Source organism: Pseudomonas sp. GW821-FHT01E05 (assembly GCF_059422425.1).
In genome coordinates this window covers 158,329-182,678 of record NZ_JBWKWW010000009.1, presented here as the reverse complement: position 1 = coordinate 182,678, position 24,350 = coordinate 158,329, and the positions used below count along the sequence as shown (strand labels likewise).

The following is a 24,350-nucleotide window of genomic DNA, read 5'->3' as shown; positions in this document are numbered from 1 at the left end:
GTTTGCCGGTATGATAGGCGTCCCCGCAGTCTGGATTGCGAATACGCCATGACCTTGCAGTACCCAACCATCGCCGATTGCGTCGGCAACACCCCGCTAGTCCGTTTGCAACGCCTGCCCGGCGTCACCAGCAATACCCTGCTGCTCAAACTTGAGGGGAATAACCCAGCGGGTTCGGTCAAGGACCGTCCGGCGCTGTCGATGATCACCCGTGCGGAGTTGCGTGGGCAGATCCATGCCGGCGATACGCTGATCGAAGCGACCTCGGGTAATACCGGGATCGCCTTGGCGATGGCCGCGGCAATCAAGGGTTACAAGATGATCCTGATCATGCCCGGCAACGCCAGTGCCGAGCGCAAGGCAGCAATGACCGCCTATGGCGCCGAACTGATTCTGGTCACACAGGAAGAGGGTATGGAAGGCGCTCGTGACCTCGCCGAGCGGATGCAGGCCGAGGGTCGCGGCAAGGTGCTCGACCAGTTCGCCAACATTGATAACCCCGAGGCGCACTACACCGGCACCGGCCCGGAAATCTGGCGCCAGACCCAGGGCAGCATCACCCATTTCATCAGCTCCATGGGCACCACCGGCACCATCATGGGCGTTTCGCGCTACCTGAAGGAACAGAACCCGGCGGTGCAGATCGTTGGCCTGCAACCGATGGAAGGCTCGGCCATTCCCGGTATCCGCCGCTGGCCGCAAGAATACTTGCCGAAGATCTACCAGGCCGATCGGGTCGACCGGATAGTCGACATGGCCCAAAGCGAAGCCGAAGACGTGACCCGTCGACTGGCCCGCGAAGAAGGTATTTTCTGTGGTGTGTCCTCGGGCGGTGCCGTAGCGGCGATGCTGCGGCTGTCCCAGGAAGTCGAAAACGCGGTGATGGTCGCGATCATTTGTGACCGTGGCGACCGTTACCTGTCGACCGGCATTTTCGACGCGCCCAACTGATGGCCAGGCAAGAGAGAGGCCTGCGCTTCCAGCCCACTGGCGGCAGCAAGGCCGCGCAAGTCCCGACCGGCAAAAAGCAGCGCCTGAGCATTGAACGCCTGGCTAATGACGGTCGCGGTATCGCGTTTTTCGAAGGTCGCACCTGGTTCGTCATCGGCGCTCTGGCCGGTGAAGACGTCGAAGCGCGGGTCCTGGGTGCCCACGGCAAAGTTGTCGAAGCACGTACCGAGCGGGTATTGCAGGCCAGTGAACTGCGCCGTCCGGCACCGTGCGCCCACGCCGGGCGCTGCGGCGGTTGCAGCGTTCAGCATCTGCCCCACAACGAACAACTTGCCCTGAAACAGCGCATGCTCGCCGAGCAGTTGTCGCGGGTCGCAGGGGTCGAGCCCGAGGAGTGGGCCGCTCCCTTGAGCGGGCCGGAATTCGGTTACCGACGTCGCGCCCGGGTGGCGGTGCGCTGGGATGCCAAGGCGAAAAAGCTCGAAGTGGGCTTTCGTGCTGCAGCCAGCCAGGACATCGTCGGCATCAATGATTGCCTGGTGTTGGTACAGCCCTTGCAGCCGATCATGAAACGCTTGCCGGAGATGCTACGGCGTTTGAGCAAACCTCAGGCATTGGGCCATGTGGAGTTGTTCAGTGGTTCGGCCATCGCATTTCTGCTGCGGCACATGTCGCCACTGTCTGACGCTGATTTGACGATACTCAAAGAATTCTGCGCATTCCATGAGGCCCAGTTGTGGCTACACGGCGAAGGCGAGCCGCAACCGATCGAGCCGGATCAGCAGCTCGGTTATCGACTGGAACAGTGGGATTTGCAACTGGCTTATCGGCCAGGGGATTTCATCCAGGTGAACGCCGGGGTCAATGAAGCGATGGTCGCTCAGGCTCTGCAATGGCTGGCGCCGAAGTCCAGTGAGCGCGTCCTCGATCTGTTCTGCGGCTTGGGTAACTTTGCTCTGCCATTGGCTCGACTGGTTAAAGAAGTGGTCGCGGTAGAAGGGGTGTCGACCATGGTCGAACGTGCCGCCGGCAATGCCACCAGCAATAATGTGCATAACGCGAAGTTTTTTCAGGCCGATTTATCCCAGCCTTTGGCTGATGCCAAATGGGCCAGCGAGGGCTTTTCTGCGGTACTCTTGGACCCACCTCGTGACGGTGCTTTCGAAGTGGTGCGCAAGCTCGCTACCCTGGGCGCAGAACGGTTGGTTTATGTGTCATGCAACCCGGCGACGCTGGCCCGTGACACGGTTGAGTTGATCAAGCAGGGCTACCGGTTAAAACGTGCCGGGATCCTCGATATGTTTCCTCAGACGGCACATGTCGAGGCCATGGCGTTATTTGAAGCGAACTAGGATGGTTCGTCTGGTCCGACTGGCCCGCTGATGCATGACCCTCGCCAGCCCAGCGAGGGACCATTGGCAACGAAGGTCAGCGATTTTGACGCATTGAATGTGCGTCGTAGGGAAGGTAAGCAAGATGGTACAGGTGAGAGCACACCAGCCGATCAACACCGACGGCAGTATCAATCTCGAGGCATGGCTCGATCATGCGGTCAGTGTCGATATGGCGCTGGACCGTGAAGCCTTGAAAGAAGCCTGCGAGTTCGCTCGCCAGGCTGAACAGCAAGACAATGCGGCGAAGAATCTCTGGGCCGAGGGGATGTCGAGTTTCCGTACCGGTCTGGAAATCGCAGAAATTCTCGCTGACCTCAAACTGGACCAGGATTCGCTGGTGGCTGCGGTGCTTTACCGCGGTGTTCGTGAAGGACAGATCCAGTTGCCGGTGGTCAGTCAGCGTTTTGGTCCGGTGGTGGCCAAGCTGATCGACGGCGTGCTGCGCATGGCCGCGATCAGTGCCAGTTTGAGCCCGCGCCAGTCATTGGTGCTCGGCACCCAAGGGCAGGTCGAAAACCTTCGCAAGATGCTGGTGGCCATGGTCGATGACGTTCGCGTCGCGCTGATCAAGCTGGCCGAACGCACCTGCGCGATTCGTGCGGTGAAAACCGCCGATGACGAAAAGCGCAACCGGGTCGCCCGGGAAGTTTTCGACATCTACGCGCCCCTGGCTCACCGTCTTGGTATCGGGCATATCAAATGGGAGCTGGAGGATTTGTCCTTCCGTTACCTGGAGCCCGATCAGTACAAGCAGATCGCCAAGTTGCTGCATGAACGTCGCCTCGATCGCGAACGTTTCATCACCGATGTGATGAACCAATTGCAGAGCGAACTGCACGCTACTGGCGTCGACGCTGACATCAGTGGCCGGGCCAAGCACATCTATTCGATCTGGCGAAAAATGCAGCGCAAGGGGCTGGAGTTCAGCCAGATCTACGACGTGCGCGCCGTTCGAGTGCTGGTGCCGGAAATGCGTGACTGCTACACCGCGCTGGGCATCGTCCATACCCTGTGGCGGCACATCCCGAAAGAGTTCGACGACTACATCGCCAACCCTAAAGAGAACGGCTATCGCTCGTTGCATACCGCGGTTATCGGTCCTGAAGGCAAGGTGCTGGAAGTCCAGATTCGTACCCATGCGATGCACGAAGAGGCCGAGCTGGGTGTTTGTGCGCACTGGCGATACAAAGGCACCGACGTTAAATCCAGCTCCAATCACTACGAAGAGAAAATCTCCTGGCTGCGTCAGGTGCTCGAGTGGCACGAGGAATTGGGGGATATCGGTGGCCTAGCCGAACAGCTGCGCGTCGATATCGAGCCGGACCGGGTTTATATCTTCACCCCGGACGGCCACGCCATCGACTTGCCCAAAGGCGCGACGCCACTGGACTTCGCCTACCGCGTGCACACCGAGATCGGTCACAACTGCCGCGGCGCCAAGATCAACGGGCGCATCGTTCCGCTCAACTACAGCCTGCAAACCGGTGAGCAGGTCGAGATCATCACCAGCAAGCACGGCACGCCGAGCCGCGACTGGCTGAACCCGAACCTGGGTTACATCACCACTTCCCGGGCCCGGGCGAAGATCGTCCACTGGTTCAAGTTGCAGGCTCGTGATCAAAACGTAGCCGCCGGTAAAACCTTGCTCGAACGTGAGCTGGGACGTCTGGGCTTGCCTCAGGTTGATTTCGACAAGCTGGCCGACAAGGCCAACATGAAAACCGCCGAGGACATGTTTGCCGCGTTGGGGGCTGGCGATTTGCGCCTGGCGCAGTTGGTCAACCTGGCCCAGCAACTGGTCGAGCCGGAGCGTGGCAACGAACAGCTGGAGTTGATTCCACGCAAGGCCACCGGCTACAAACCCGGCAAGCGCGGCGACATCCAGATCCAGGGCGTAGGCAACCTGATGACTCAGATGGCCGGTTGCTGCCAGCCGCTGCCGGGGGATGCGATCGTCGGTTACATCACCCAGGGCCGGGGCGTCAGCATTCACCGTCAGGACTGTGCATCAGTGCTGCAATTGAGCGGTCGTGAGCCGGAACGGATCATTCAGGTCAGTTGGGGCCCGGTGCCGGTGTTGACCTATCCGGTCGACATCATCATTCGCGCCTATGACCGCTCTGGTTTGCTGCGCGACGTTTCGCAAGTGCTGCTCAACGAGCGGATCAACGTGCTGGCAGTCAATACCCGCTCCAACAAGGAAAACAACACAGCGTTGATGTCCTTGACCATCGAGATTCCGGGGCTGGATGCGTTGGGGCGGTTGCTCGGGAGAATTTCCCAGTTGCCGAACATCATTGAAACCCGCCGCAACCGGACGCCATGAAATGCGATCCCCTGTAGGAGCGAGCTTGCTCGCGATAGAGTTTTACCTGACACACCGCTATCGCGAGCAAGCTCGCTCCTACAGGTTGCGCAGAGACCTATAGATGTATTCACTTGAAGACTTGTTGCACCTGATGAGCCGGCTGCGGGACCCGCAGTACGGCTGTCCGTGGGATATCAAACAGACTTACGCCACGATTGTGCCCCACACCCTGGAAGAGGCCTATGAGGTTGCTGACGCCATCGAGCGCGGTGACTTCGATCACCTCCAGGGCGAGCTGGGCGATTTGTTGTTTCAGGTGGTTTATTACAGTCAGTTGGCCCGGGAAGAGGGGCGCTTCGAATTTGATGGCGTTGTCGACAGCATCACCCGCAAATTGATTCGGCGTCACCCCCATGTGTTTCCGACCGGCGATCTTTATGCGCCACTGGATGTCCCGCGGCTCGACGAAGACCAGGTCAAGCAGCGTTGGGAAGAGATCAAGGCCGAGGAGCGGGCTGAGAAGTCCCATGCCCCGGAGCAGTTGTCCTTGCTCGATGATGTGCCTGGCGCGTTGCCTGCGCTATCCCGCGCGGCGAAATTGCAGAAGCGTGCGGCTCAGGTTGGTTTCGACTGGCCCGACGCCTTGCCGGTGATCGACAAGGTCCGTGAGGAGCTCGATGAAGTGCTCGAGGCCATGGCCGATAACGACGCTGCGGCCATCGCCGATGAAGTCGGCGATCTGCTGTTTGTCGTGGTGAATCTGGCCCGGCACCTCAAGGTCGATCCGGAAACTGCCTTGCGTGGCGCCAACATCAAGTTCGAGCGACGTTTCCGATTTATCGAACAGGCATTGCGCGACACCCACCGTCCCATAGAAGATTGCACCCTCGAAGAGTTGGACGCCTTGTGGGGCGAAGCCAAACGTCAGGAAAAGAATTTGCCCAGCTGCGGCTGAGCCGTTGCCTAAGTGAGTAAGTACATGAGCCTTTCCCTTCGCGACCAGTTGCTCAAAGCAGGGCTGGTCAACCAAAAGCAGGCCAAACAGGTCGGCAAAGACAAGCAGAAACAACAGCGTTTGGCCCACAAGGGTCAGATTGAACTTGACGACTCGCAGCAGCGTGCAGCCCAGGAGGCTATGGCAGAGAAGGTCAAGCGCGACCAGGAGCTCAATCGTCAGCAGCAGGAAAAGGCCGAGCAGAAAGCCCGTGCCGCGCAGATCAAGCAATTGATCGAGGTTTCGCGCCTGCCGAAGCTGACCACCGAGGACTACTACAACTTCGTCGACGACAAAAAGGTCAAGCGCCTGTCGGTCAACACCCTGATGCGCAACAAGCTCAGCAGCGGTTCGTTGGCCATCGTCCACCATGCCGGCGGTTATGAAGTCATTCCCCGTGAGGCGGCGCTGAAGATCCAGGAGCGCGATCCTCGTCGTATCGTCCAGCTCAATACCCAGACTGAAGAAGTGGATGCGGATGATCCGTACGCGGCCTACCAGATCCCTGACGACCTGATGTGGTAAGCCCCACGGCTTGACGACAAACCCCGCTCATTGGCGGGGTTTGTGGTTTTCCAGGCCTGTCATTTCATCGATCAGGCGTCGCGTTGCTGTTCCAGGTTTTCCAGTTCGGCCTTATAGCGGTGGGCGTCGCTCTCGGAGTGGAACATCCCCACCAGCATGTCTTGTTGATGCACGTCCCAGATCCGGATACCGGCGGCCAGGCCTTCGTGGGACATATGCGAATCGTCGCGTTCAGTTACTTTTACAGTCATCTGCGGGCTCCAATTTCTATTGATCTGCAGCAAGGCATCTGCAGGCCTTGGTTATATTATTTCTTAGCTTGCTAAGTAAATACCTCAGACTGGTAACGGTCTTGTGCAAAAAATGAAACAGTCCCGCAGCCCGCGAAAGACGTGACATACGGTCGCAGGCCTCCGGCTTTTCTGACAAAAGTTTCATCTTCGACGGCATTGTTATCGTAGGCGTCCCCCTGCTCCTGCGCGGCCTTTGCAAAAACTGCAGGCGAAAAAAAGCCCCGCATTCGCGAGGCTTATTCACTTCGATCCGGATCAGCTGCCTTTGACAGCCTTGCCGTCGACCGTACCGTCCTGGAGCATGATGTTGTACTCCTTGCCGTCGGTCTCGACCTGACGCAGGGCTACCAGAATGTAGCCCCAATCCTTGGCGAACCACATTTCAGTGATGCGCTTGTTCTGTGTCGGGTCGCGGACGCGTTCGACCTTGATCGCATCGACTGAACCTGCCTTGGTCTGGACTTTCTCAGAGCCGATCACGCGGAAGTCGTAGGTGTCTGTGTCTTCACCTTCGACCACCTGATAGCTCATGCTTTTTTTGCCGGCTGCTACATCGCGCTGCAAGGCCAGTTGATAAGTGGACTTGTCCAGCATGCCTGTGTTGAGCGGGACCTTGACCGGGTCGCCGCGATCAGTGCCGGTGACCATCTTGGTGGTCCAGTCGAAGTCCAGATTGACCTTCTTGGCTTTGCCCAGACCGCCGCGTTCGAAGCGATATGACTGGGGGAGCAAGGCGTCCTTGTCCAGCTTCAGGGTGCTTTCCTCGGTCAGGCTGGCGACCAGCATGGAGGCCTTGAAATTCAAGGTCCAGGAGCCGTTGGCATTTTTCGACAGGCTGCGTTCGGCCGAACCGCTCATGGGGAGTTGCTTCCAGTCGGCGGTATAACTGGCGGAGAAAGGTTGAAGGTCCGCTGCCTGCACAACAGGCAGGGCGAGCAGAGCACAAGCGAAGAGCAGGGCACGACGCATAAAATCTCCTAGATTCGAATCAAGTGGCCGCTGGCCGCAAGTAACTGACCATCCAATAATGCACCATGTTCACCAAGCGTTAACCGACCTTCGGCAAACCAGCGCACTGCCATCGGGTAAATCCGGTGCTCCTGGACGTGGACTCGTTGCGCCAGACTCTGCGGCGAGTCGTCTAACTCTACCGGGATCACTGCCTGTACGACCAGTGGCCCGCCATCGAGTTCCTCGGTTACGAAATGCACGCTGCAGCCGTGCTCGGTGTCACCGGCCTCCAGCGCTCGCTGATGAGTGTTCAACCCTTTGTATTTGGGTAACAACGATGGGTGGATATTCAGCAGGCGGCCCTGGTAATGACGAACGAAATCGGCACTGAGGATGCGCATGAATCCGGCAAGGACGACGAGCTTGGGTTTAAAGGCGTCGATCAGTTCGATCAAGGCGGCATCGAAGGCCTCACGACCTTCGAAAGCCTTGTGATCGAGAGAGCGGGTTTCGATACCCGCTTCTCTGGCACGTTGCAGGCCGTAGGCGTCGGCGCGGTTGGAAATCACCGCGCGGATGCGGACCGGGTTGTCCCCGGCCAGACTGTTGTCGATCAGAGCCTGCAAGTTGCTGCCGGTGCCGGAAAGCAGCACCACTACATCACAGGTGGTCGGCATCTGCTCGCGCATTAGTGAGCCTTGAGGTTTTTCAGCTCGACCTGTGCAGCGCCTTCGGCGGCAGCAGCGATCTGGCCGATGACCCACGGTTGCTCGCCTGCTTCACGCAGTACGTTGAGGGCCGTTTCAACATGCTCCTGAGCCACGCAGATCACCATGCCAACGCCGCAGTTCAGCACGCGGTGCATTTCCACTTCGTCAACGTTGCCTTTCTCTTGCAGCCAGTCGAAGACAGCCGGGCGCTGCCAGCTGGCGACATCGACCACGGCCTGAGCGCCTTCAGGCAGAACGCGCGGGATGTTGTCGAGCAGGCCGCCACCGGTGATGTGGGCCATGGCTTTGACTGCGCCAGTGTCTTTGATCAGCTTGAGCAGGGGCTTTACGTATATACGGGTCGGGGCCATCAGCAGGTCGGTCAGAGGTTTGCCGTCGAGCTGGATGTTTTCGATGTCTGCACCGGACACTTCGATGATCTTGCGGATCAGCGAGTAGCCGTTGGAGTGCGGGCCGGAAGACGGCAGGGCGAGCAGGGCATCGCCAGTGGCGACTTTCGAGCCGTCGATGATTTCGGATTTTTCCACGACGCCGACGCAGAAACCGGCCAGGTCGTAGTCTTCACCTTCGTACATGCCCGGCATTTCAGCGGTTTCACCGCCGACCAGCGAGCAGCCGGACAACTCGCAACCTGCGCCGATACCGGTCACGACCTGGGTAGCGGTCTCGACATTCAGTTTGCCGGTGGCGTAGTAGTCGAGGAAGAACAGCGGTTCTGCGCCGCACACCACCAGATCGTTGACGCACATGGCGACCAGGTCGATGCCGATGCTGTCATGTTTATTCAGGTTCAACGCCAGACGCAGCTTGGTGCCGACGCCGTCGGTGCCGGAGACCAGAACCGGCTGTTTGTAGCCTGCCGGGATTTCGCAGAGGGCGCCAAAACCGCCCAGGCCGCCCATGACTTCCGGGCGCGCAGTGCGCTTGGCGACGCTCTTGATGCGTTCGACCAATGCTTCACCGGCGTCGATGTCTACACCGGCGTCCTTGTAGCTCAGGGAGGGTTGCTTGCTCATGATCCAGGCCTTTAGGGGGGATTCAGGGATATCGACCGAGTCCAGTGAGACCACTGAAAAAACCAATGCGCGATTGCCGCGCGAGTATTTCAGGGTGCCCAGCTGTTGCCGGTCTGCGAAGGCGCGCGATTTTATCAGGCTTGAGGGGCAGCGGCCATCCTCGGGCCGACGGGTAGGGACATATCGCGTTAAAAAAAGCCGTTATTGCTCGTGTTGGTAGCCTCGCTCGCAGCTGTATAAGGTATAGCCTTTAACCAGCTATCGTTATGACAGTGCAAAAACTTCCATTGGTCGTGTGAATGTTTTGCGCAGGCGTGTGGTCACAGCCTTGCTCAATCGTGTTCATGCGGTCTGTTCCAGCCGCTTTTTTCCGTCGGGAATCTTCCATGCGTCTGTGTAAAATTCTATTTGTGGGTTGTTTGTCATTTGTCAGTCTGGCGAGTCATGCCGAAGCCCTTAGTGGTCTCTATCAAGTGCGCGAACCCGTCAGCGGTCAGACCCCGCAAGAGCGCGATCAAGCCACGCAAAAGGCTTTGGAGACTCTGGTGCTGCGCTTGACCGGTGATGCCAAAGCCGCGCAGGGCCCAGGGCTGGCGGCTATTCGCAAGGATCCGCAGCAGATCATCAGCCAATACGGCTATGACGCCGGGCCTCCTGAAAGCCTGAAAGTCGATTTCGATCCGGTCAGCACTGATCGCGCATTACGTCAGGCAGGGTTGGCATTGTGGGGTAGCAATCGTCCGTCGATTCTCATTTGGTGGCTGAACGATTCGACCGAAGGCTCCAGCCTGATGGGCGACGGCCAGGCCAGCGCCGAGCCGCTGCGCCGAGCAGCCCAGCACCGCGGTTTGCCACTGCGTTTGCCGTTGGGGGATCTGAGTGAACAGATCGTCGGCACCGCACCGATTCTTGAAGGGACCGACCCGGCGCCGCTGTATGCAGCTTCGCAACGCTACGCCGCTGACGCCTTGCTGGCGGTACATGCCCGTCAGGAGGGTGGGCAGTGGCAGGCCAAATGGCGTCTGTGGCTAGGCGATCAGCGTGAACAGGGCAGTGTGCAGGGCGCCGATACCGCAGCTCTGGCCGATGCCGTTTTGCTGGCCGTCAGTCAGAAGCTGGCACCACGCTTCGTCGCCAGGCCGGGAGCGTCGACCGAGCAGCTGCTGGAGGTGCAAGGCATGACCCTGGAGCGCTACGCGGCGCTTGGGCATTTACTTGAGCCGTTTGGCGCGCAAGTGCAGCGTGTCGAGGGTGACAGAGTCATTTATCGGGTCAATGGCAGCGCCGAGCAATTGCGAGCGCAATTGGGGTTGGCGAAGCTGCAAGAGGTTCCCGCGGGTGTGCCGGTGGCGCCGGTAGCGTCTGCTCAGCCAGCGGTCGAAGGTGCAGCGCCGGTTAGTGCTCCGGCACCAACCGCGCAACTGCGTTTCCGCTGGTAAGTTTTTCTTTCCTTATATACAAGCTGGAGTGGTTCATGGCTGATACGCGTCGTTGGGTGTGGTTGGGTGGGGTCATCCTGCTGTGCGCGTTTGTGTATCTATTGCATCCGATCCTCTCACCGTTCCTGGTGGCGCTGCTGCTGGCCTATCTGTTCGACCCTCTGGTGGATCGGCTGGAAAAGCTCGGCCTCTCGCGAACCTGGGGCGTTGTGGCAGTGTTCGCGCTATTCACCTTGATCGTCATGACGTTGTTGCTGGTTCTTGTGCCCATGCTGGCCAAGCAGTTGTTCCGGCTGTATGAGCTGGCACCGCAAATGCTCGATTGGTTGCAGCACACGGCGATGCCTTGGGTGCAGTCGAAACTGGGGCTTGCAGAAGGTTTCTGGAAGTTCGACAAGGTCAAGGCTGCGATCAGTGAGCATATGGGGCAGACCACCGACATTGTCGGTGTGGTACTGAGCCAGGCAACGGCCTCCGGCCTGGCGTTGATCGCCTGGCTGGCTAACCTGGTGTTGATCCCGGTGGTCAGTTTCTACCTACTTCGGGACTGGGATCTGATGATGGCCAGAATCCGTAGCCTGCTACCTCGCAATCGTGAAGAGCGTGCGGTGTCATTGGCAGGAGAGTGCCACGAAGTACTTGGGGCATTTGTTCGCGGTCAGTTGCTGGTGATGCTGGCCTTGGGTGTGATCTATGCAGCAGGCTTGATGCTGGTCGGGCTGGAGCTCGGGCTGTTGATCGGTCTGATTGCCGGCCTGGCGGCCATCGTGCCATACATGGGGTTCGTCATCGGGATTGGCGCGGCGTTGATCGTCGGGTTGTTTCAGTTTGGTGGTGATCTGTATTCGATGATTGGCATTGTCGCGGTGTTCATGGTCGGTCAGGCGTTGGAAGGCATGGTGCTAACGCCGTTGTTGGTGGGGGACCGGATAGGCTTGCACCCGGTGGCGGTGATCTTTGCGATCATGGCTGGCGGTGAGCTGTTTGGATTCACCGGGATCCTGCTGGCGTTGCCGGTGGCAGCGGTGATCATGGTGCTGGTGCGCCATGTGCATGATTTGTATAAAGATTCTGGCATGTACAGTGGTGTGGAAGATTCTGATTGAGATGCGCTGTCGATTAAGCGCCCAAGGCTGCCCGGCTCATTGCCGGGCAGGCCTGTAGGGTGTTCATGGCTGTCACATCCGCCGTCAAACAAACCCCGTCGGTACCCGTAAATTAACGCAAACCTTTGATTTTGCTTATGGTCTGCTGCATTGTGCGCCCGGCGTCACGGGTATAAACTTTGCAAACTTTACACAGAGGCCACTAACGGTTCGTTTGGAACTGTTCAGTCAGCATGAAACCGATTCAGCTGCCCCTAGGTGTGCGTCTGCGTGACGACGCCACCTTTATCAACTACTACCCAGGCGCCAATGCCGCTGCACTCGGCTATGTCGAGCGGCTTTGCGAAGCCGACGCCGGCTGGACCGAAAGCCTGATCTATCTCTGGGGCAAGGATGGCGTCGGGCGTACGCACTTGCTGCAAGCCGCTTGCTTGCGTTTTGAACAAATGGGCGAGCCGGCGGTGTACTTGCCGCTGGCAGAGTTGCTGGATCGCGGTATCGAAATTCTCGACAACCTTGAGCAATACGAGCTGGTCTGTCTGGATGATTTGCAGGCGGTAGCGGGGCGAGCGGACTGGGAAGAGGCGTTGTTCCATCTGTTCAACCGTTTGCGTGACAGTGGTCGGCGTCTGCTGATCGCCGCTTCAACCTCTCCACGTGAATTGCCGGTGAAGCTGGCGGACTTGAAATCACGATTGACCCTGGCGTTGATTTTCCAGATGCGTCCACTGTCCGATGAAGACAAGCTGCGAGCTCTGCAATTGCGTGCTTCGCGTCGTGGTCTGCACCTGACCGATGAGGTCGGGCACTTTATCCTCACTCGCGGCACTCGCAGCATGAGTGCGTTGTTCGAGCTGCTGGAACGTCTCGATCAGGCTTCGTTGCAGGCGCAACGCAAGCTGACCATTCCCTTCCTTAAAGAAACCCTGGGCTGGTAAAACCGCAGTCTGTAGCGCTTTTTTGGCACTTTCAAGGCGCCAGAAAACCCGCTCCAGGGATGCTTCCAGGGTGCGCGAGCGTTTATATCGGGCTTAAGGCCTTAGATGTAAACGAGAAACCGATAAGTCACATTTACATCGATTGAATTTGCAAATGAGGATGATAGAAGGCATAGTCGCGGCTTCTTTATATCTTCAGCCACGGTCGTGCCCATGCTAAAGCGCTTCGCACCCCTCGTGCCTCTCGCACTCGTCACCCTGTTGTTTGGTTGCGCTGCTCACTCTCCGGTGTCGCAACAGCAAGAACAACAGTTTAAAAATTCTGTTACTGCCCAATCTTCCGCTGCTTACCGGGAAGAACTGGCGACTGAAAAAGAACTGGCCGACTTCGCCGGCAGCAAGCCGTACCAGCTGCCAGTTCTGGCCGACAGCATCCTTGAGCGTGGTATGTCTCTGATCGGTACCCGCTACCGTTTCGGTGGCACCTCCGAGGCTGGCTTCGATTGCAGCGGCTTCATCGGTTATCTGTTTCGTGAAGAGGCGGGCATGAATTTGCCGCGCTCCACTCGCGAGATGATCAACGTTGACGCACCGCTGGTCGCTCGCAACAACCTCAAGCCCGGTGATCTGCTGTTCTTCAGCACCAGTGGTCGCCGTGGCCGTGTCAGTCACGCGGGGATCTACCTGGGTGATGACCAGTTCATCCACTCCAGCAGCCGTCGTAGCGGTGGTGTTCGAGTCGATAACCTGGGCGACAGCTACTGGAGCAAGACCTTCATCGAAGCCAAGCGCGCACTCGCCATGGCCCCGACCACGGTCACTGTTCGCAAGTAATCAATCTTTTTGTAAGGTTAAGTTAAAGTCTTACTTGAAGTTTGACGCGTAGCCGCTAGAATCCTGACCTATTGTTGATAACCTAACCGCGTAAGCCCTGCTTACGCGGTTTTGTTTTCAGCCTCACGGCAGAGAAAGCCGCATCCAGATCAGGATTGTTCTGCATATGTCGACGTCGGCCCGCCTCGCCCTTCTCGTTTTCGCGGCACTGCTCAGTGCATGCGCCAGCCATACTCCGCCGCCAGCTCCGGTGGTTCGGCCTCCTGTTTTCGCTTCCCCTCAAACCTATTCGCCTGCCGCTGAAGACGTGCTTTTCCGTGCGTTGGGCCTGGTGGGTACGCCTTATCGTTGGGGGGGTAATACGCCGGATTCGGGTTTTGATTGCAGTGGCCTGATCGGCTATGTCTATCGCGATGCAGCTGGCATCACTCTGCCGCGTTCGACCCGCGAGATGATCGGCATGCGCGCTCAGGATGTCGACCAGAATGCACTGCAAACCGGCGATCTGGTATTTTTCGCCACCAATGGCGGCTCGCAAGTCAGTCACGCCGGAATCTATGTCGGCGAAGGCCGGTTTGTTCACGCGCCGGCCACTGGCGGAACGGTTAAGCTGGACAGTCTGTCCAAAACCTATTGGCAGAAAGCCTATCTAAGCGCCAAGCGGGTATTGCAGCCTGAGCATCTGGCGCGCAACCCTTAGGTCGCACCTTTGCAGAGGTTGTCATGACCGCTCGCACTCTCAATCTCGACGATTCCCTCTACAGCTATCTGCTGGATGTTTCCCTGCGCGAAACGCCGTTGTTGCGCCGCTTGCGTGACGAAACCCAGGCCTTGCCCATGGCCCGCTGGCAGGTGGCGCCCGAGCAGGGTCAGTTCCTCGCGTTGTTGGTCAAGCTGACCGGCGCCAGGCGTTTGCTGGAAGTCGGTACTTTCACCGGCTACAGCGCCTTGTGCATGGCCGCAGCCTTGCCGGATGACGGTACCTTGATTTGCTGCGATATCCCGGGTGATTACAACGCCACTGCACGCCGTTACTGGCAGGAGGCGGGTGTGGCGCAGCGAATTGATTTGCGTCTGGCGCCTGCACTGGAAACCCTGGCGCAGATCGAGCAGCAAGGGCAGGGTGGCTGTTTCGACTTGATCTTCATCGATGCTGACAAAGCCAACTATCCAGCCTATCTGGAGAGTGCCTTGCGTCTGCTGCGAAGTGGCGGTCTGGCGATTTTCGATAACACGCTGTGGAGCGGGCGGGTGCTTGAGGTGAATCCTGAGAGTGAAGACACTCGAGCCATCCAGGCATTGAACCGCGCCTTGAAGGATGACTTGCGTGTCGACTTGTCACTGTTGCCGTTAGGCGATGGCCTGACGTTGTGCCGCAAACTGTAGGAGCACAGCTTGCTGGCGATGGCGATGGCGATGGCGATGGCGATGGCGATGGCGATGGCGAGTTGCGGCTTGAGCATGCTGGTTCCCCTATGAATGCACCGATGTAACCATAGAGAGGCGAAGCTGCCCGGTGGTTCAGCGTTTCAGCCGCGGGCTTCTTTGAATAGCACGGCGACGCCCGGATGATAGTTGCCTGCTTCATTGCGCAACTTGTGATAGGGGTAAGGGAAGTACCAGGCCACGGCGCAGGTATGTTCCTTTTGCAGATCGTCGACCATGTCCTGGAGTTCTTCTGGGGTGGCGCTGTGTTGTGGTTTGTGTGGCGCTACGAACAGGCAACCGAGCTTCAGATCGCTGGCGTAGCTGATCTTCCTGGCATCGCTCACGGCGTCGAGCAGCGCTTGAGTGAGGTTCAGGTTATTGACCCGCGGCCAGCGCTGGGTGGCCTGGATGTAGACCCGTTCCTCATTGGTGGCGATGTAGAGGTCGGCACGTCCATTGCGGTCGCCGTCTTCCTGCTGTTTTTTCGTCGGGGTCTGTTCCAGTGTCACCATTTCCGACATCCAGGCGGCAGCCGAGAGCAGCCCAAGATTGGCGCGTTCATCAAACCAATAAGGGGATTCGTTATCACCGCGTACCTGGATGTAGCGATCGATACATTCAAACCAGCGCTCCAGCACTGGGCGCAGGAATTCCAGCTTCGGATTGCTGATGATCATGCCTTGCATGTTGCCCACCTTTATTTTTGTGATGTTAGTGTTGTGGCTATTTGATATCACTGCTTTCAGTGTGGCACAAGATTGGCGTCAGTTTATTGAACGACAGCACATAATATCGCGGGCGAACGCCCCGGGTTTAATTGACGCTCCACCCCCAACCCTCTAACCTTCGCGACTTGTTTCAGGTGCTCTGTGACCCAAGGTCGACAGAGTGAAACAGGGAAGCCGGTGAGTGTCCGTTCTTTAACAGAACGGACAGCGATCCCGGCGCTGCCCCCGCAACGGTAAATGAGTCAAGGCTGTGCTTTTGGCCACTGTGTCGACTGTCGATACGGGAAGGCGTGCAGCTCGGCAGCGATGCCCCTCATGAGCCCGGAGACCGGCCTGATCCATCCAGCGGCATCACGGTGGGCGATGCCAGGCTTATGCCGTCTATTTTTATTCCTGCCCCCCCGTTATCGTTCCAACGGAGAGCTGCCATGACTGAATCCCCCGATCGTGACGAACGCCATCTGGCGCGTATGTTGCGCAAAAAAGCCGTGATCGACGAGCGTATTGCCAACTCGCCGAACGAGTGCGGGCTGTTGTTGGTCCTGACCGGCAACGGCAAAGGCAAGAGCAGTTCTGCCTTTGGCATGCTTGCACGGGCCATGGGCCACGGAATGAAATGCGGCGTGGTGCAGTTCATCAAGGGTCGCAACAGCACCGGGGAGGAGCTGTTCTTTCGACGCTTTCCCGAGCAAGTACGCTTTCACGTCATGGGCGAAGGCTTCACCTGGGAAACCCAGGATCGCCAGCGTGACATCGCCGCAGCCGAAGCGGCCTGGGAAGTGTCCCGTGAACTGCTGCGTGACCCGGCCATTGGCCTGGTGGTGCTTGACGAGCTGAATATCGCCCTCAAGCACGGTTATCTCGACCTGGACCTGGTTCTCAGCGATTTGCAGGCTCGCCCGCCAATGCAGCACGTGCTGGTAACCGGCCGCGGCGCCAAGCCCGAAATGATTGATCTGGCCGACACGGTTACCGAAATGGGCGTGCTCAAACATGCGTTCCAGGCCGGGATCAAAGCGCAAAAGGGCATTGAGCTGTGAGTATTGAAGCATGAGTGATGCACGTCATTGTCCGGCGGTATTGATCGCCGCACCGGCTTCCGGTCAGGGCAAGACCACCGTGACCGCCGCGCTGGCCCGCTTGCATCGCAATCAGGGACGCAAGGTGCGGGTATTCAAGTGCGGTCCGGACTTTCTCGACCCGATGATTCTCGAGCGCGCCAGCGGCGCGCCGGTGTATCAATTGGACATGTGGATGGTCGGCGAACAAGAAAGCCGCCGACTGCTGTGGGAAGCGGCGGGCGAGGCTGACCTGATCCTGATCGAAGGCGTCATGGGCCTGTTCGACGGTACGCCGTCCAGCGCCGATTTGGCGCGGCACTTCGGCGTGCCGGTGCTCGCCGTGATCGACGGTACGGCCATGGCCCAGACGTTCGGTGCTCTGGCCTTGGGGCTGGCGCGCTATCAGGCGGACTTGCCGTTTGCCGGCGTTCTGGCCAACCGGGTTGGCACGTTGCGCCACGCGCAATTGCTCGAAGGCAGCCTGACCGAAGGCCTGCGCTGGTATGGCGCGCTGTCTCGCGAAACCGGGATCGAACTGCCGAGCCGCCACCTGGGCCTGGTGCAGGCCAGCGAACTGAATGATCTGGATCTGCGCCTCGACGCGGCGGCCGAAGCCTTGGCCAGCAGTTGTGAGGTGGCGTTGCCGCCGGCAGTCGGGTTCGCTGCGCCTGAGGTTGTCGTCGCCGAGCCATTATTGGCCGGTGTGCGGATTGCCGTGGCTCGCGATGAGGCATTTGCTTTCACCTACGGGGCGAGCCTGGACCTGCTACGGGCGATGGGCGCCGAGTTGCTGTTCTTTTCGCCGATCCATGATCGCGAACTGCCCGAGGCTGACAGCTTGTACCTGCCGGGCGGCTACCCGGAATTGCATCATGTTGCGCTGGCGGAAAACGCCACGATGCTGGCTGCGATCCGCGCGCACCATGAGGCCGACAAGCCGTTGCTGGCCGAGTGTGGCGGCATGTTGTATCTGCTCGACTCCCTGACCGATGTCGACGGTCAGCGCGCCGAACTGGTGGGGTTGCTCGCCGGCGAAGCGGTGATGCAAAAGCGTCTCGCGGCGTTGGCCTTGCAGGCGGTTGATCTGCCAGAGGGCTCGTTGCGCGGCCACACCTATCATCACTCGCTGACCAGTACAGCGCTTGAGCCGATAGCCCGGGGCCTGAGTCCTAACGGTGGGCGTGGCGCCGAAGCGGTCTACCGTGACGGTCGAATGACCGCTTCCTATGTGCACTTCTATTTCCCTTCCAATCCCTCTGCGGTGGCCGCACTTTTTGCGCCTGGCTCGCAAACCGCTATCGCGAGCAAGCTCGCTCCCACACTAGATCGTGTACTTCCTGTAGGAGCGAGCTTGCTCGCGAAGAGGCCATGACCGACAACGCCTTTAGTCCGGCCGAACGTGAGGCTGTTTATCGCGTGATTGGCGAGCGCCGCGACATGCGTCACTTTGCTGGCGGCACCGTCGAGCCCGAACTGCTCAGGCGTCTGCTCGAGGCCGCCCATCAAGCTCCAAGCGTGGGCCTGATGCAGCCGTGGCGGTTTATCCGCATCACCGACCGCCCGTTGCGCGGCAAAATTCAGCAACTGGTCGAAGAAGAACGTGTACGCACTGCCGAGGCGCTGGGCGAACGTTCCGACGACTTCATGAAGTTGAAAGTCGAAGGCATCAACGACTGCGCTGAAGTGCTGGTCGCCGCGCTGATGGACGATCGCGAGCGGCATATCTTTGGGCGCCGGACCTTGCCGGAGATGGACATGGCGTCGTTGTCCTGCGCTATTCAGAATCTCTGGCTGGCGTCCCGCGCCGAAGGCCTGGGGATGGGCTGGGTGTCGCTGTTCGAGCCCCAGGCGCTGGCCGACTTGCTGGGTCTGCCGGCCGGGGCCAAACCGCTGGCGGTATTGTGCCTGGGTCCGGTCACGGCGTTTTATCCGGCCCCCATGTTGGTGCTTGAAGGCTGGGCGCAGCCGCGCCCGCTGAGTGAATTGCTGTATGAGAATTATTGGGGAGTGAGTCAATGAGTGTGGCGTTGTTGAGTGCCGCCGCGGTCGCGCTGGATGCGCTGCTGGGCGAACCCAGGCGCTGGCATCCGCTGGTGGCGTTCGGCCGTTTTGCCGATCGCATCGAGCAACGTTTCAACTCCGGCGGTCGTGGCTGGCGCAGTCACGGCGTCACTGCCTGGGTGATGGCGGTGTTGCCGCTGACTCTATTGGTGACCGCCTTTGCCTGGCTGCCATATATCGGTTGGCTGGTCGAGATCCTCGCGTTGTATTGCGCCCTTGGCTTGCGCAGCCTTGGCGAGCATGTCAATCCGGTCGCTCAGGCTCTGCGCAGCGATGACCTGGAGCAAGCACGACGTCGAGTGGGCTATCTGGTCAGCCGTCAGACCAGTGAGCTTGATTCCACGGAAGTCGCCCGGGCCGCCACTGAGTCGGTGTTGGAAAACGGTAGCGATGCGGTGTTCGCTGCGTTGTTCTGGTTTGCCGTCGCCGGCGCACCGGGGGTGGTGCTGTATCGCCTGAGTAATACGCTGGACGCGATGTGGGGCTATCGCAATGAACGCTTCGAACGCTTTGGCTGGGCGGCGGCGAAGATCGACGATGCTCTTAACTATATTCCTGCTCGCCTGGTTGCCCTGACCTACGCGCTCTTGGGCAAGACCCGTCTGGCGCTGAAGTGCTGGCGGACTCAGGGACCCACCTGGGACAGCCCGAACGCAGGTCCGGTAATGGCAGCGGGCGCGGGGGCCTTGGGCGTAGAGTTGGGCGGGGCAGCGATCTACCACGGTGAACTGCACCAGCGTCCGCAACTGGGTGAGGGCGTGCCGGCTGATGCCAACTCCATCGACCGTGGCTGGCAACTGGTGCAGCGCGGGGTGTGGTTATGGTTGCTGATTTTCTGCGTGGGAGCTGAGCTCTATGCTTGACCACGGCGGACGGTTGCGCAAGGCCGCGCTGCAATACGGTATTGCCGAAGCGGATTGGCTGGACCTGTCCAGTGGCCTTGCGCCTTGGCCGTGGCCGGTACCGCAGATCCCTCTGCGGGCCTGGGCGCGTTTGCCGGAAACCGATGATGGTCTTGAGCAAGCCGCCTGCGATTACTACGGCGCGACTCAAGTGCTACCGGTTCCGGGCTCGCAAGCGGCGATCCAGTTGCTGCCGCGATTACGCCGTGCCGGCAAGGTTGGCGTGCTCTCGCCCTGTTACGCCGAGCATGCCGAGGCATGGCGCCGCTGCGGCTACATCGTGCGTGAGGTGCTGGAGCAGGAAGTAGACTTCTTTCTCGACCACCTTGACGTGCTGGTGGTGGTCAACCCGAATAACCCCACCGGCCTGAGCCTGACCCCGGATCGGTTACTCGACTGGCATGCTCGACTGGCGCAACGCGGCGGCTGGCTGGTGGTCGATGAAGCGTTCATGGACAACACACCGCAGCTCAGTCTGGCCGCTCATGCCAATCAGGTCGGGTTGATCGTTTTGCGATCATTCGGCAAGTTTTTCGGTTTGGCCGGTGTACGTCTGGGCTTCGTGCTGGCCGAGCGCAAACTGCTCAAATTGCTCGCCGAACAGGTCGGACCCTGGGCGGTCAGTGGGCCGACACGGGTGTTGGGGCAGGTTTGCCTGCGCGATACGGTGGGGCATGCCCGGCAACGTCTGCGCAGCGAAGAAGCCAGTCAACGGTTGACGCAAGTGCTTGAGCACCATGGATTCAAGCCACAGGGCGGCTGCGCCTTGTTCCAATGGCTGATCACTGAGCGCGCTGAACATCTGCACGAATTCATGGCTCAACGCGGCATTCTGTTGCGGTTGTTTACCCACAACAGCAGCCTGCGTTTCGGCTTGCCGGCCGATGAAGCCGATTGGCTGCGCCTCAATCAAGCGTTAGAGGCCTACACCAAGGAACAAACACCATGACCACGCTGATGGTGCAAGGCACCACCTCGGACGCCGGTAAAAGTACGCTGGTAACGGCGCTGTGCCGCTGGCTGACCCGCCAAGGCGTCCGCGTCGTGCCCTTCAAACCGCAGAACATGGCGCTCAATAGCGCGGTAACGGCGGATGGCGGCGAGATCGGTCGTGCACAAGCGGTGCAGGCTCAGGCCGCCAATCTTGAACCGCACACCGACATGAACCCGGTGCTGCTCAAGCCCAACAGTGAGACCGGCGCGCAGGTGATCATTCATGGTCGCGCGGTGACCAGCATGAACGCCGTGGCCTATCACGACTACAAATCCATCGCCATGCAGGCGGTTTTGGCTTCCCATCAACGCTTGAGTGCTGCCTACCCGGTGGTGATGGTCGAGGGCGCGGGTTCGCCGGCCGAGATTAATCTGCGTGCTGGCGATATCGCCAACATGGGGTTTGCCGAAGCGGTGGACTGCCCGGTGTTGCTGATCGCTGACATCAATCGCGGTGGAGTGTTTGCCCATTTGGTGGGCACTTTGGAATTGTTGTCGGCCAGCGAGCAGGCACGGGTCAAAGGCTTCATCATCAACCGTTTTCGTGGCGACATTGCCTTGCTGCAACCGGGCCTCGACTGGCTCCAGGAGCGCACCGGCAAGCCGGTAGTTGGCGTGTTGCCATACGTGATGGACCTGCACCTGGAGGCTGAAGACGGCATCGATCAGCGTCAGACCGACAAGGTCGGGCAGGTGTTGAAAGTGCTGGTGCCGGTCTTGCCGCGCATCAGCAACCACACCGATTTCGATCCGCTGCGTCTGCACCCGCAAGTCGATCTGCAATTCGTCGGTCCGGGCCAGCCGATTCCTCCGGCTGATTTGATTGTTCTTCCCGGTTCGAAAAGCGTACGCAGCGACCTCGCGTTCTTGCGCGCCAACGGCTGGGACACGGCTATCTCGCGGCACCTGCGCTACGGCGGCAAGCTGCTGGGAATCTGCGGCGGTTTGCAGATGCTCGGCGAGCAGTTGCATGACCCGCTGGGGCTTGAAGGTGCGCCGGGGTCCAGTGCCGGTCTGGGCCTGCTGGCCTTCGCCACAGTCCTTGAAGAAGAGAAGCAACTGCGCAACGTACGCGGCCATCTGGCGCTGGAAGACGCGCCAGTCAACGGTTATGAGATTCATGCCGGAGTCACTACCGGTGCCGCGCTGGAGCGGGCTGCCGTGTATCTGGATGACGGCCGCAGTGATGGCGCGCAAAGTACGGACGGGCAGATTTTCGGCACCTATCTGCATGGCCTGTTCGAGTCGTCGGCGGCTTGCAGTGCGCTGTTGCGTTGGGCGGGTTTGCAGAATGTGCAGGAGGTGGACTACCACTCCTTGCGCGAGCGTGACATTGAGCGCTTGGCCGATCTGGTGGAAAAGCATCTTGATACGAGCTATTTGCGCGAACTCTGTGGGATTTAGGGTGAGTGTTATGGCCCTATCGCGAGCAAGCTCGCTCCTACATTTAATCCGGCAGGGCACGCAATTGCGGCACAACGAAAATCCACTGTAGGAGCGAGCTTGCTCGCGATGGGGCCAGTGGCCGCACCGCTAAATTGAAGGGATATGACCATGCTGCAACTGATCCTCGGCGGCGCCCGCTCCGGTAAAAGTCGTCTGGCTGAAAAACTCGCCTGCGACAGCGGTCTGGCCGTGACTTATATAGCGACCAGCCAGCCGCTGGATGGCGAAATGAACGAGCGCATTGCCCATCATCGCCAGCGTCGTCCGGTTGAATGGTCGTTGATCGAAGAACCCTTGGAGCTGGCCCGCGTATTGCGCGACACCGCCAGCGCCGAACGTTGCCTGCTGGTGGATTGCCTGACCTTGTGGCTGACCAACCTGCTGATGCTGGAAAACCCCGAGCGCCTGGCCCTTGAGCGTGAGGCGCTGCTGGAGTGCCTGGGGTCTTTGCCGGGTGAAATTGTTTTTGTCAGCAACGAGACCGGTCTGGGTGTCGTGCCGCTGGGCGAATTGACTCGCCGCTATGTCGATGAAGCCGGTTGGTTGCATCAAGCCCTGGCTGAGCGCTGTCAGCGTGTTGTACTGACCGTCGCCGGCCTGCCCCTGATTTTGAAAGGAACTGCGTTATGAATAACTCCTGGTGGCTGAACCCGTGCAAACCGATCGATGCACTGGCTTACGAGCAGGCGGCGGTCCGTCAGCAGCAATTGACCAAGCCGGCCGGTTCCCTGGGCCAGCTTGAGTCCATCGCGGTGCAGTTGGCCGGGTTGCAAGGGCGTATCAAGCCGAGTCTGAATCAGTTATGGATTGCGATCTTTGCAGGTGACCACGGCGTAGTCGCTGAAGGCGTCTCGGCGTTCCCTCAGGAAGTCACCGGGCAGATGCTGCACAACTTCGTCAGCGGCGGTGCGGCAATCAGCGTGTTGGCGCGGCAACTGGGGGCGCAGCTCGAAGTAGTCGATCTGGGCACTGTCACGCCTTCGCTGAATCTGCCGGGCGTGCGTCATCTGAACATTGGCGCTGGCACACAGAACTTTGTTAACGGCCCCGCCATGACGCATGCTCAAGGCGAATTAGCCCTGCAAGCCGGACGGGACAGCGTGCGCCGTGCCATTGCGGCAGGTGCCGAGCTGTTTATCGGCGGTGAGATGGGCATCGGCAACACCACGGCTGCGAGCGCCGTGGCCTGCGCGTTGCTCGATTGTCCGGTGGCGCATCTGGTTGGGCCTGGCACTGGCCTGAATGCCGCGGGCGTCAGCCATAAAGTGCACGTCATCGAGCGCGCGCTGGCATTGCATGCCGCCCAGCGCGGCGATGCGCTGCTGACCTTGTTCAATCTCGGCGGTTTTGAAATCGCGGCGCTGGTCGGGGCTTATCTGGCCTGTGCCCAGGAAGGCGTGGCCGTGCTGGTGGACGGCTTCATCTGCAGCGTCGCGGCGTTGGTCGCGGTGCGCTTGAATCCTGCGTGTCGCGACTGGCTGCTGTTTGGTCACCGCGGTGCCGAGCCGGGTCATCGTCATGTGCTTGAGGCATTGAAGGCCGAGCCTTTGCTAGAGCTTGGCTTACGCCTGGGTGAGGGCAGTGGTGCCGCGTTGGCAGTGCCGTTGTTGCGACTGGCCTGTGACCTGCATGGCCAAATGGCAACCTTCGCGGAAGCGGCTGTGGCGGATCGCCCGGCATGATGCAACTGGACCTGCTGCGCCACGGCGAAACCGAACTCGGTGGCGGTTTGCGCGGCAGTCTGGATGACGCGTTGACGGCCAAGGGCTTGGAGCAAATGCGCGCCGCGGTGCTGGCAAAGGGGCCGTGGGATCGACTGGTCAGCTCGCCGTTGCAACGTTGCGCACGTTTCGCAGAGGAACTGGGCGCACGTCTTGGGTTGCCGGTGCAGCTGGAAAAAGACCTGCAAGAACTGCATTTCGGTACCTGGGAAGGGCAGAGCGCAGCGGCGTTGATGGAAACCGACGCCGAAGCGCTGGGCCTGTTCTGGGCGGATCCCTACGGGTTCACCCCGCCAGGGGGCGAGCCGGTGACGCAGTTTTCGGCACGGGTGCTGGCGGCGGTCGAGCGGCTGCACCAAACCTATGCCGGTGAGCGGGTGTTGCTGATCAGCCATGGCGGGGTCATGCGTTTGCTGTTGGCCCAGGCTCGTGGTCTGCCCCGCGAGCAATTGCTCAACGTTGAAGTCGGCCACGGTGCGCTGTTTTCGCTGCGGGTCGAGGCCAATCTCAGGTTGAGCGAAGGAATCTGA

General features: G+C 59.7%; 25 protein-coding genes and 1 riboswitch. Of the genes, 20 read left to right on the top strand and 5 right to left on the bottom strand.

Annotated elements, in window-relative coordinates; genetic code table 11:
* Positions 1 to 48 precede the first annotated feature (48 nt).
* The 5 genes from cysM (at position 49) to AC07W5_RS20845 (ending at position 6,172) form a co-directional block, all read left to right on the top strand.
* Complete coding sequence (gene cysM / locus AC07W5_RS20865) at positions 49 to 951, top strand: cysteine synthase CysM (RefSeq protein WP_494993696.1); 903 nt, start codon at positions 49 to 51, stop codon at positions 949 to 951.
* Entirely contained in the window at positions 951 to 2,303 is a 1,353-nt protein-coding gene (gene rlmD / locus AC07W5_RS20860) for a 23S rRNA (uracil(1939)-C(5))-methyltransferase RlmD (RefSeq protein ID WP_495024241.1), read from the top strand. Before cysM ends, rlmD begins: the two co-directional genes overlap by 1 nt.
* A gap of 124 nt (positions 2,304 to 2,427) precedes the next feature.
* Positions 2,428 to 4,671, top strand: a complete 2,244-nt coding sequence (gene relA, locus AC07W5_RS20855) for a GTP diphosphokinase (protein ID WP_494993698.1) — start codon at positions 2,428 to 2,430, stop codon at positions 4,669 to 4,671.
* 103 nt (positions 4,672 to 4,774) lie between these two features.
* Positions 4,775 to 5,608: a nucleoside triphosphate pyrophosphohydrolase gene (gene mazG / locus AC07W5_RS20850; RefSeq protein ID WP_494993699.1), complete on the top strand. Its 834-nt coding sequence runs from the start codon at positions 4,775 to 4,777 to the stop codon at positions 5,606 to 5,608.
* Between the two features lie 24 nt (positions 5,609 to 5,632).
* A complete protein-coding gene (locus AC07W5_RS20845; RefSeq protein ID WP_494993700.1) occupies positions 5,633 to 6,172 on the top strand; it encodes a DUF2058 domain-containing protein in 540 nt (179 codons plus the stop codon).
* A 71-nt stretch (positions 6,173 to 6,243) separates the two neighbouring features.
* Here the strand turns inward: AC07W5_RS20845 and AC07W5_RS20840 are convergent, their stop codons facing one another.
* The 4 genes from AC07W5_RS20840 to purM form a co-directional block, all read right to left on the bottom strand.
* Positions 6,244 to 6,423, bottom strand: coding sequence for a hypothetical protein (locus AC07W5_RS20840; protein ID WP_494993701.1), 180 nt, complete (start codon positions 6,421 to 6,423; stop codon positions 6,244 to 6,246).
* 297 nt (positions 6,424 to 6,720) lie between these two features.
* Positions 6,721 to 7,434 (bottom strand): DUF3108 domain-containing protein, encoded by a 714-nt coding sequence (locus AC07W5_RS20835; RefSeq protein ID WP_494993702.1) that lies wholly within the window; start codon positions 7,432 to 7,434, stop codon positions 6,721 to 6,723.
* An 8-nt stretch (positions 7,435 to 7,442) separates the two neighbouring features.
* Positions 7,443 to 8,093 (bottom strand): phosphoribosylglycinamide formyltransferase, encoded by a 651-nt coding sequence (purN, locus tag AC07W5_RS20830; protein WP_494993856.1) that lies wholly within the window; start codon positions 8,091 to 8,093, stop codon positions 7,443 to 7,445.
* An 11-nt stretch (positions 8,094 to 8,104) separates the two neighbouring features.
* A complete protein-coding gene (gene purM, locus AC07W5_RS20825; protein WP_495024240.1) occupies positions 8,105 to 9,163 on the bottom strand; it encodes a phosphoribosylformylglycinamidine cyclo-ligase in 1,059 nt (352 codons plus the stop codon).
* A gap of 386 nt (positions 9,164 to 9,549) precedes the next feature.
* Between purM and AC07W5_RS20820 the strand changes: the two genes are divergently transcribed.
* The 6 genes from AC07W5_RS20820 to AC07W5_RS20795 all read left to right on the top strand — a co-directional run bounded on the left by AC07W5_RS20820 (position 9,550) and on the right by AC07W5_RS20795 (position 14,866).
* Complete coding sequence (locus AC07W5_RS20820; RefSeq protein WP_495012979.1) at positions 9,550 to 10,602, top strand: DUF2066 domain-containing protein; 1,053 nt, start codon at positions 9,550 to 9,552, stop codon at positions 10,600 to 10,602.
* Positions 10,603 to 10,637: 35 nt separating this feature from the next.
* Complete coding sequence (locus AC07W5_RS20815; protein WP_494993705.1) at positions 10,638 to 11,708, top strand: AI-2E family transporter; 1,071 nt, start codon at positions 10,638 to 10,640, stop codon at positions 11,706 to 11,708.
* A 233-nt stretch (positions 11,709 to 11,941) separates the two neighbouring features.
* The gene (gene hda / locus AC07W5_RS20810) at positions 11,942 to 12,646 is read left to right on the top strand and encodes a DnaA regulatory inactivator Hda (RefSeq protein ID WP_054049492.1); all 705 of its coding nucleotides are present in this window, start codon (positions 11,942 to 11,944) and stop codon (positions 12,644 to 12,646) included.
* Positions 12,647 to 12,859: 213 nt separating this feature from the next.
* Positions 12,860 to 13,480, top strand: a complete 621-nt coding sequence (locus AC07W5_RS20805; RefSeq protein ID WP_495024239.1) for a C40 family peptidase — start codon at positions 12,860 to 12,862, stop codon at positions 13,478 to 13,480.
* Between the two features lie 166 nt (positions 13,481 to 13,646).
* On the top strand, positions 13,647 to 14,180 hold the full coding sequence (locus AC07W5_RS20800; RefSeq protein WP_494993707.1) for a C40 family peptidase: 534 nt from the start codon (positions 13,647 to 13,649) through the stop codon (positions 14,178 to 14,180).
* Positions 14,181 to 14,203: 23 nt separating this feature from the next.
* Positions 14,204 to 14,866 (top strand): class I SAM-dependent methyltransferase, encoded by a 663-nt coding sequence (locus AC07W5_RS20795; RefSeq protein WP_494993708.1) that lies wholly within the window; start codon positions 14,204 to 14,206, stop codon positions 14,864 to 14,866.
* A 143-nt stretch (positions 14,867 to 15,009) separates the two neighbouring features.
* Here the strand turns inward: AC07W5_RS20795 and AC07W5_RS20790 are convergent, their stop codons facing one another.
* Positions 15,010 to 15,594, bottom strand: a complete 585-nt coding sequence (locus AC07W5_RS20790; protein ID WP_494993709.1) for a hypothetical protein — start codon at positions 15,592 to 15,594, stop codon at positions 15,010 to 15,012.
* Between the two features lie 157 nt (positions 15,595 to 15,751).
* Positions 15,752 to 15,987, top strand: a riboswitch (cobalamin riboswitch).
* A 77-nt stretch (positions 15,988 to 16,064) separates the two neighbouring features.
* Between AC07W5_RS20790 and cobO the strand changes: the two genes are divergently transcribed.
* The 9 genes from cobO to AC07W5_RS20745 all read left to right on the top strand — a co-directional run bounded on the left by cobO (position 16,065) and on the right by AC07W5_RS20745 (position 24,350).
* Entirely contained in the window at positions 16,065 to 16,676 is a 612-nt protein-coding gene (gene cobO / locus AC07W5_RS20785) for a cob(I)yrinic acid a,c-diamide adenosyltransferase (RefSeq protein ID WP_494993710.1), read from the top strand.
* A gap of 10 nt (positions 16,677 to 16,686) precedes the next feature.
* Positions 16,687 to 18,069, top strand: a complete 1,383-nt coding sequence (locus tag AC07W5_RS20780) for a cobyrinic acid a,c-diamide synthase CobB (RefSeq protein ID WP_495024238.1) — start codon at positions 16,687 to 16,689, stop codon at positions 18,067 to 18,069.
* Positions 18,066 to 18,716 carry a 5,6-dimethylbenzimidazole synthase gene (gene bluB, locus AC07W5_RS20775; protein ID WP_494993712.1) on the top strand — a complete coding sequence of 217 codons (651 nt, stop codon included), beginning with the start codon at positions 18,066 to 18,068 and terminating at the stop codon, positions 18,714 to 18,716. The genes AC07W5_RS20780 and bluB overlap by 4 nt, the downstream gene beginning before the upstream one ends.
* Positions 18,713 to 19,621, top strand: a complete 909-nt coding sequence (cbiB, locus tag AC07W5_RS20770) for an adenosylcobinamide-phosphate synthase CbiB (protein WP_495024237.1) — start codon at positions 18,713 to 18,715, stop codon at positions 19,619 to 19,621. The genes bluB and cbiB overlap by 4 nt, the downstream gene beginning before the upstream one ends.
* Positions 19,614 to 20,609, top strand: a complete 996-nt coding sequence (gene cobD / locus AC07W5_RS20765; protein ID WP_494993714.1) for a threonine-phosphate decarboxylase CobD — start codon at positions 19,614 to 19,616, stop codon at positions 20,607 to 20,609. The genes cbiB and cobD overlap by 8 nt, the downstream gene beginning before the upstream one ends.
* Positions 20,606 to 22,057: a cobyric acid synthase gene (locus tag AC07W5_RS20760; protein ID WP_495024236.1), complete on the top strand. Its 1,452-nt coding sequence runs from the start codon at positions 20,606 to 20,608 to the stop codon at positions 22,055 to 22,057. Before cobD ends, AC07W5_RS20760 begins: the two co-directional genes overlap by 4 nt.
* A 150-nt stretch (positions 22,058 to 22,207) precedes the next feature.
* On the top strand, positions 22,208 to 22,729 hold the full coding sequence (gene cobU / locus AC07W5_RS20755; protein ID WP_495024235.1) for a bifunctional adenosylcobinamide kinase/adenosylcobinamide-phosphate guanylyltransferase: 522 nt from the start codon (positions 22,208 to 22,210) through the stop codon (positions 22,727 to 22,729).
* Positions 22,726 to 23,781 carry a nicotinate-nucleotide--dimethylbenzimidazole phosphoribosyltransferase gene (gene cobT / locus AC07W5_RS20750; protein WP_494993717.1) on the top strand — a complete coding sequence of 352 codons (1,056 nt, stop codon included), beginning with the start codon at positions 22,726 to 22,728 and terminating at the stop codon, positions 23,779 to 23,781. Before cobU ends, cobT begins: the two co-directional genes overlap by 4 nt.
* Entirely contained in the window at positions 23,778 to 24,350 is a 573-nt protein-coding gene (locus AC07W5_RS20745) for a histidine phosphatase family protein (RefSeq protein WP_495024234.1), read from the top strand. The genes cobT and AC07W5_RS20745 overlap by 4 nt, the downstream gene beginning before the upstream one ends.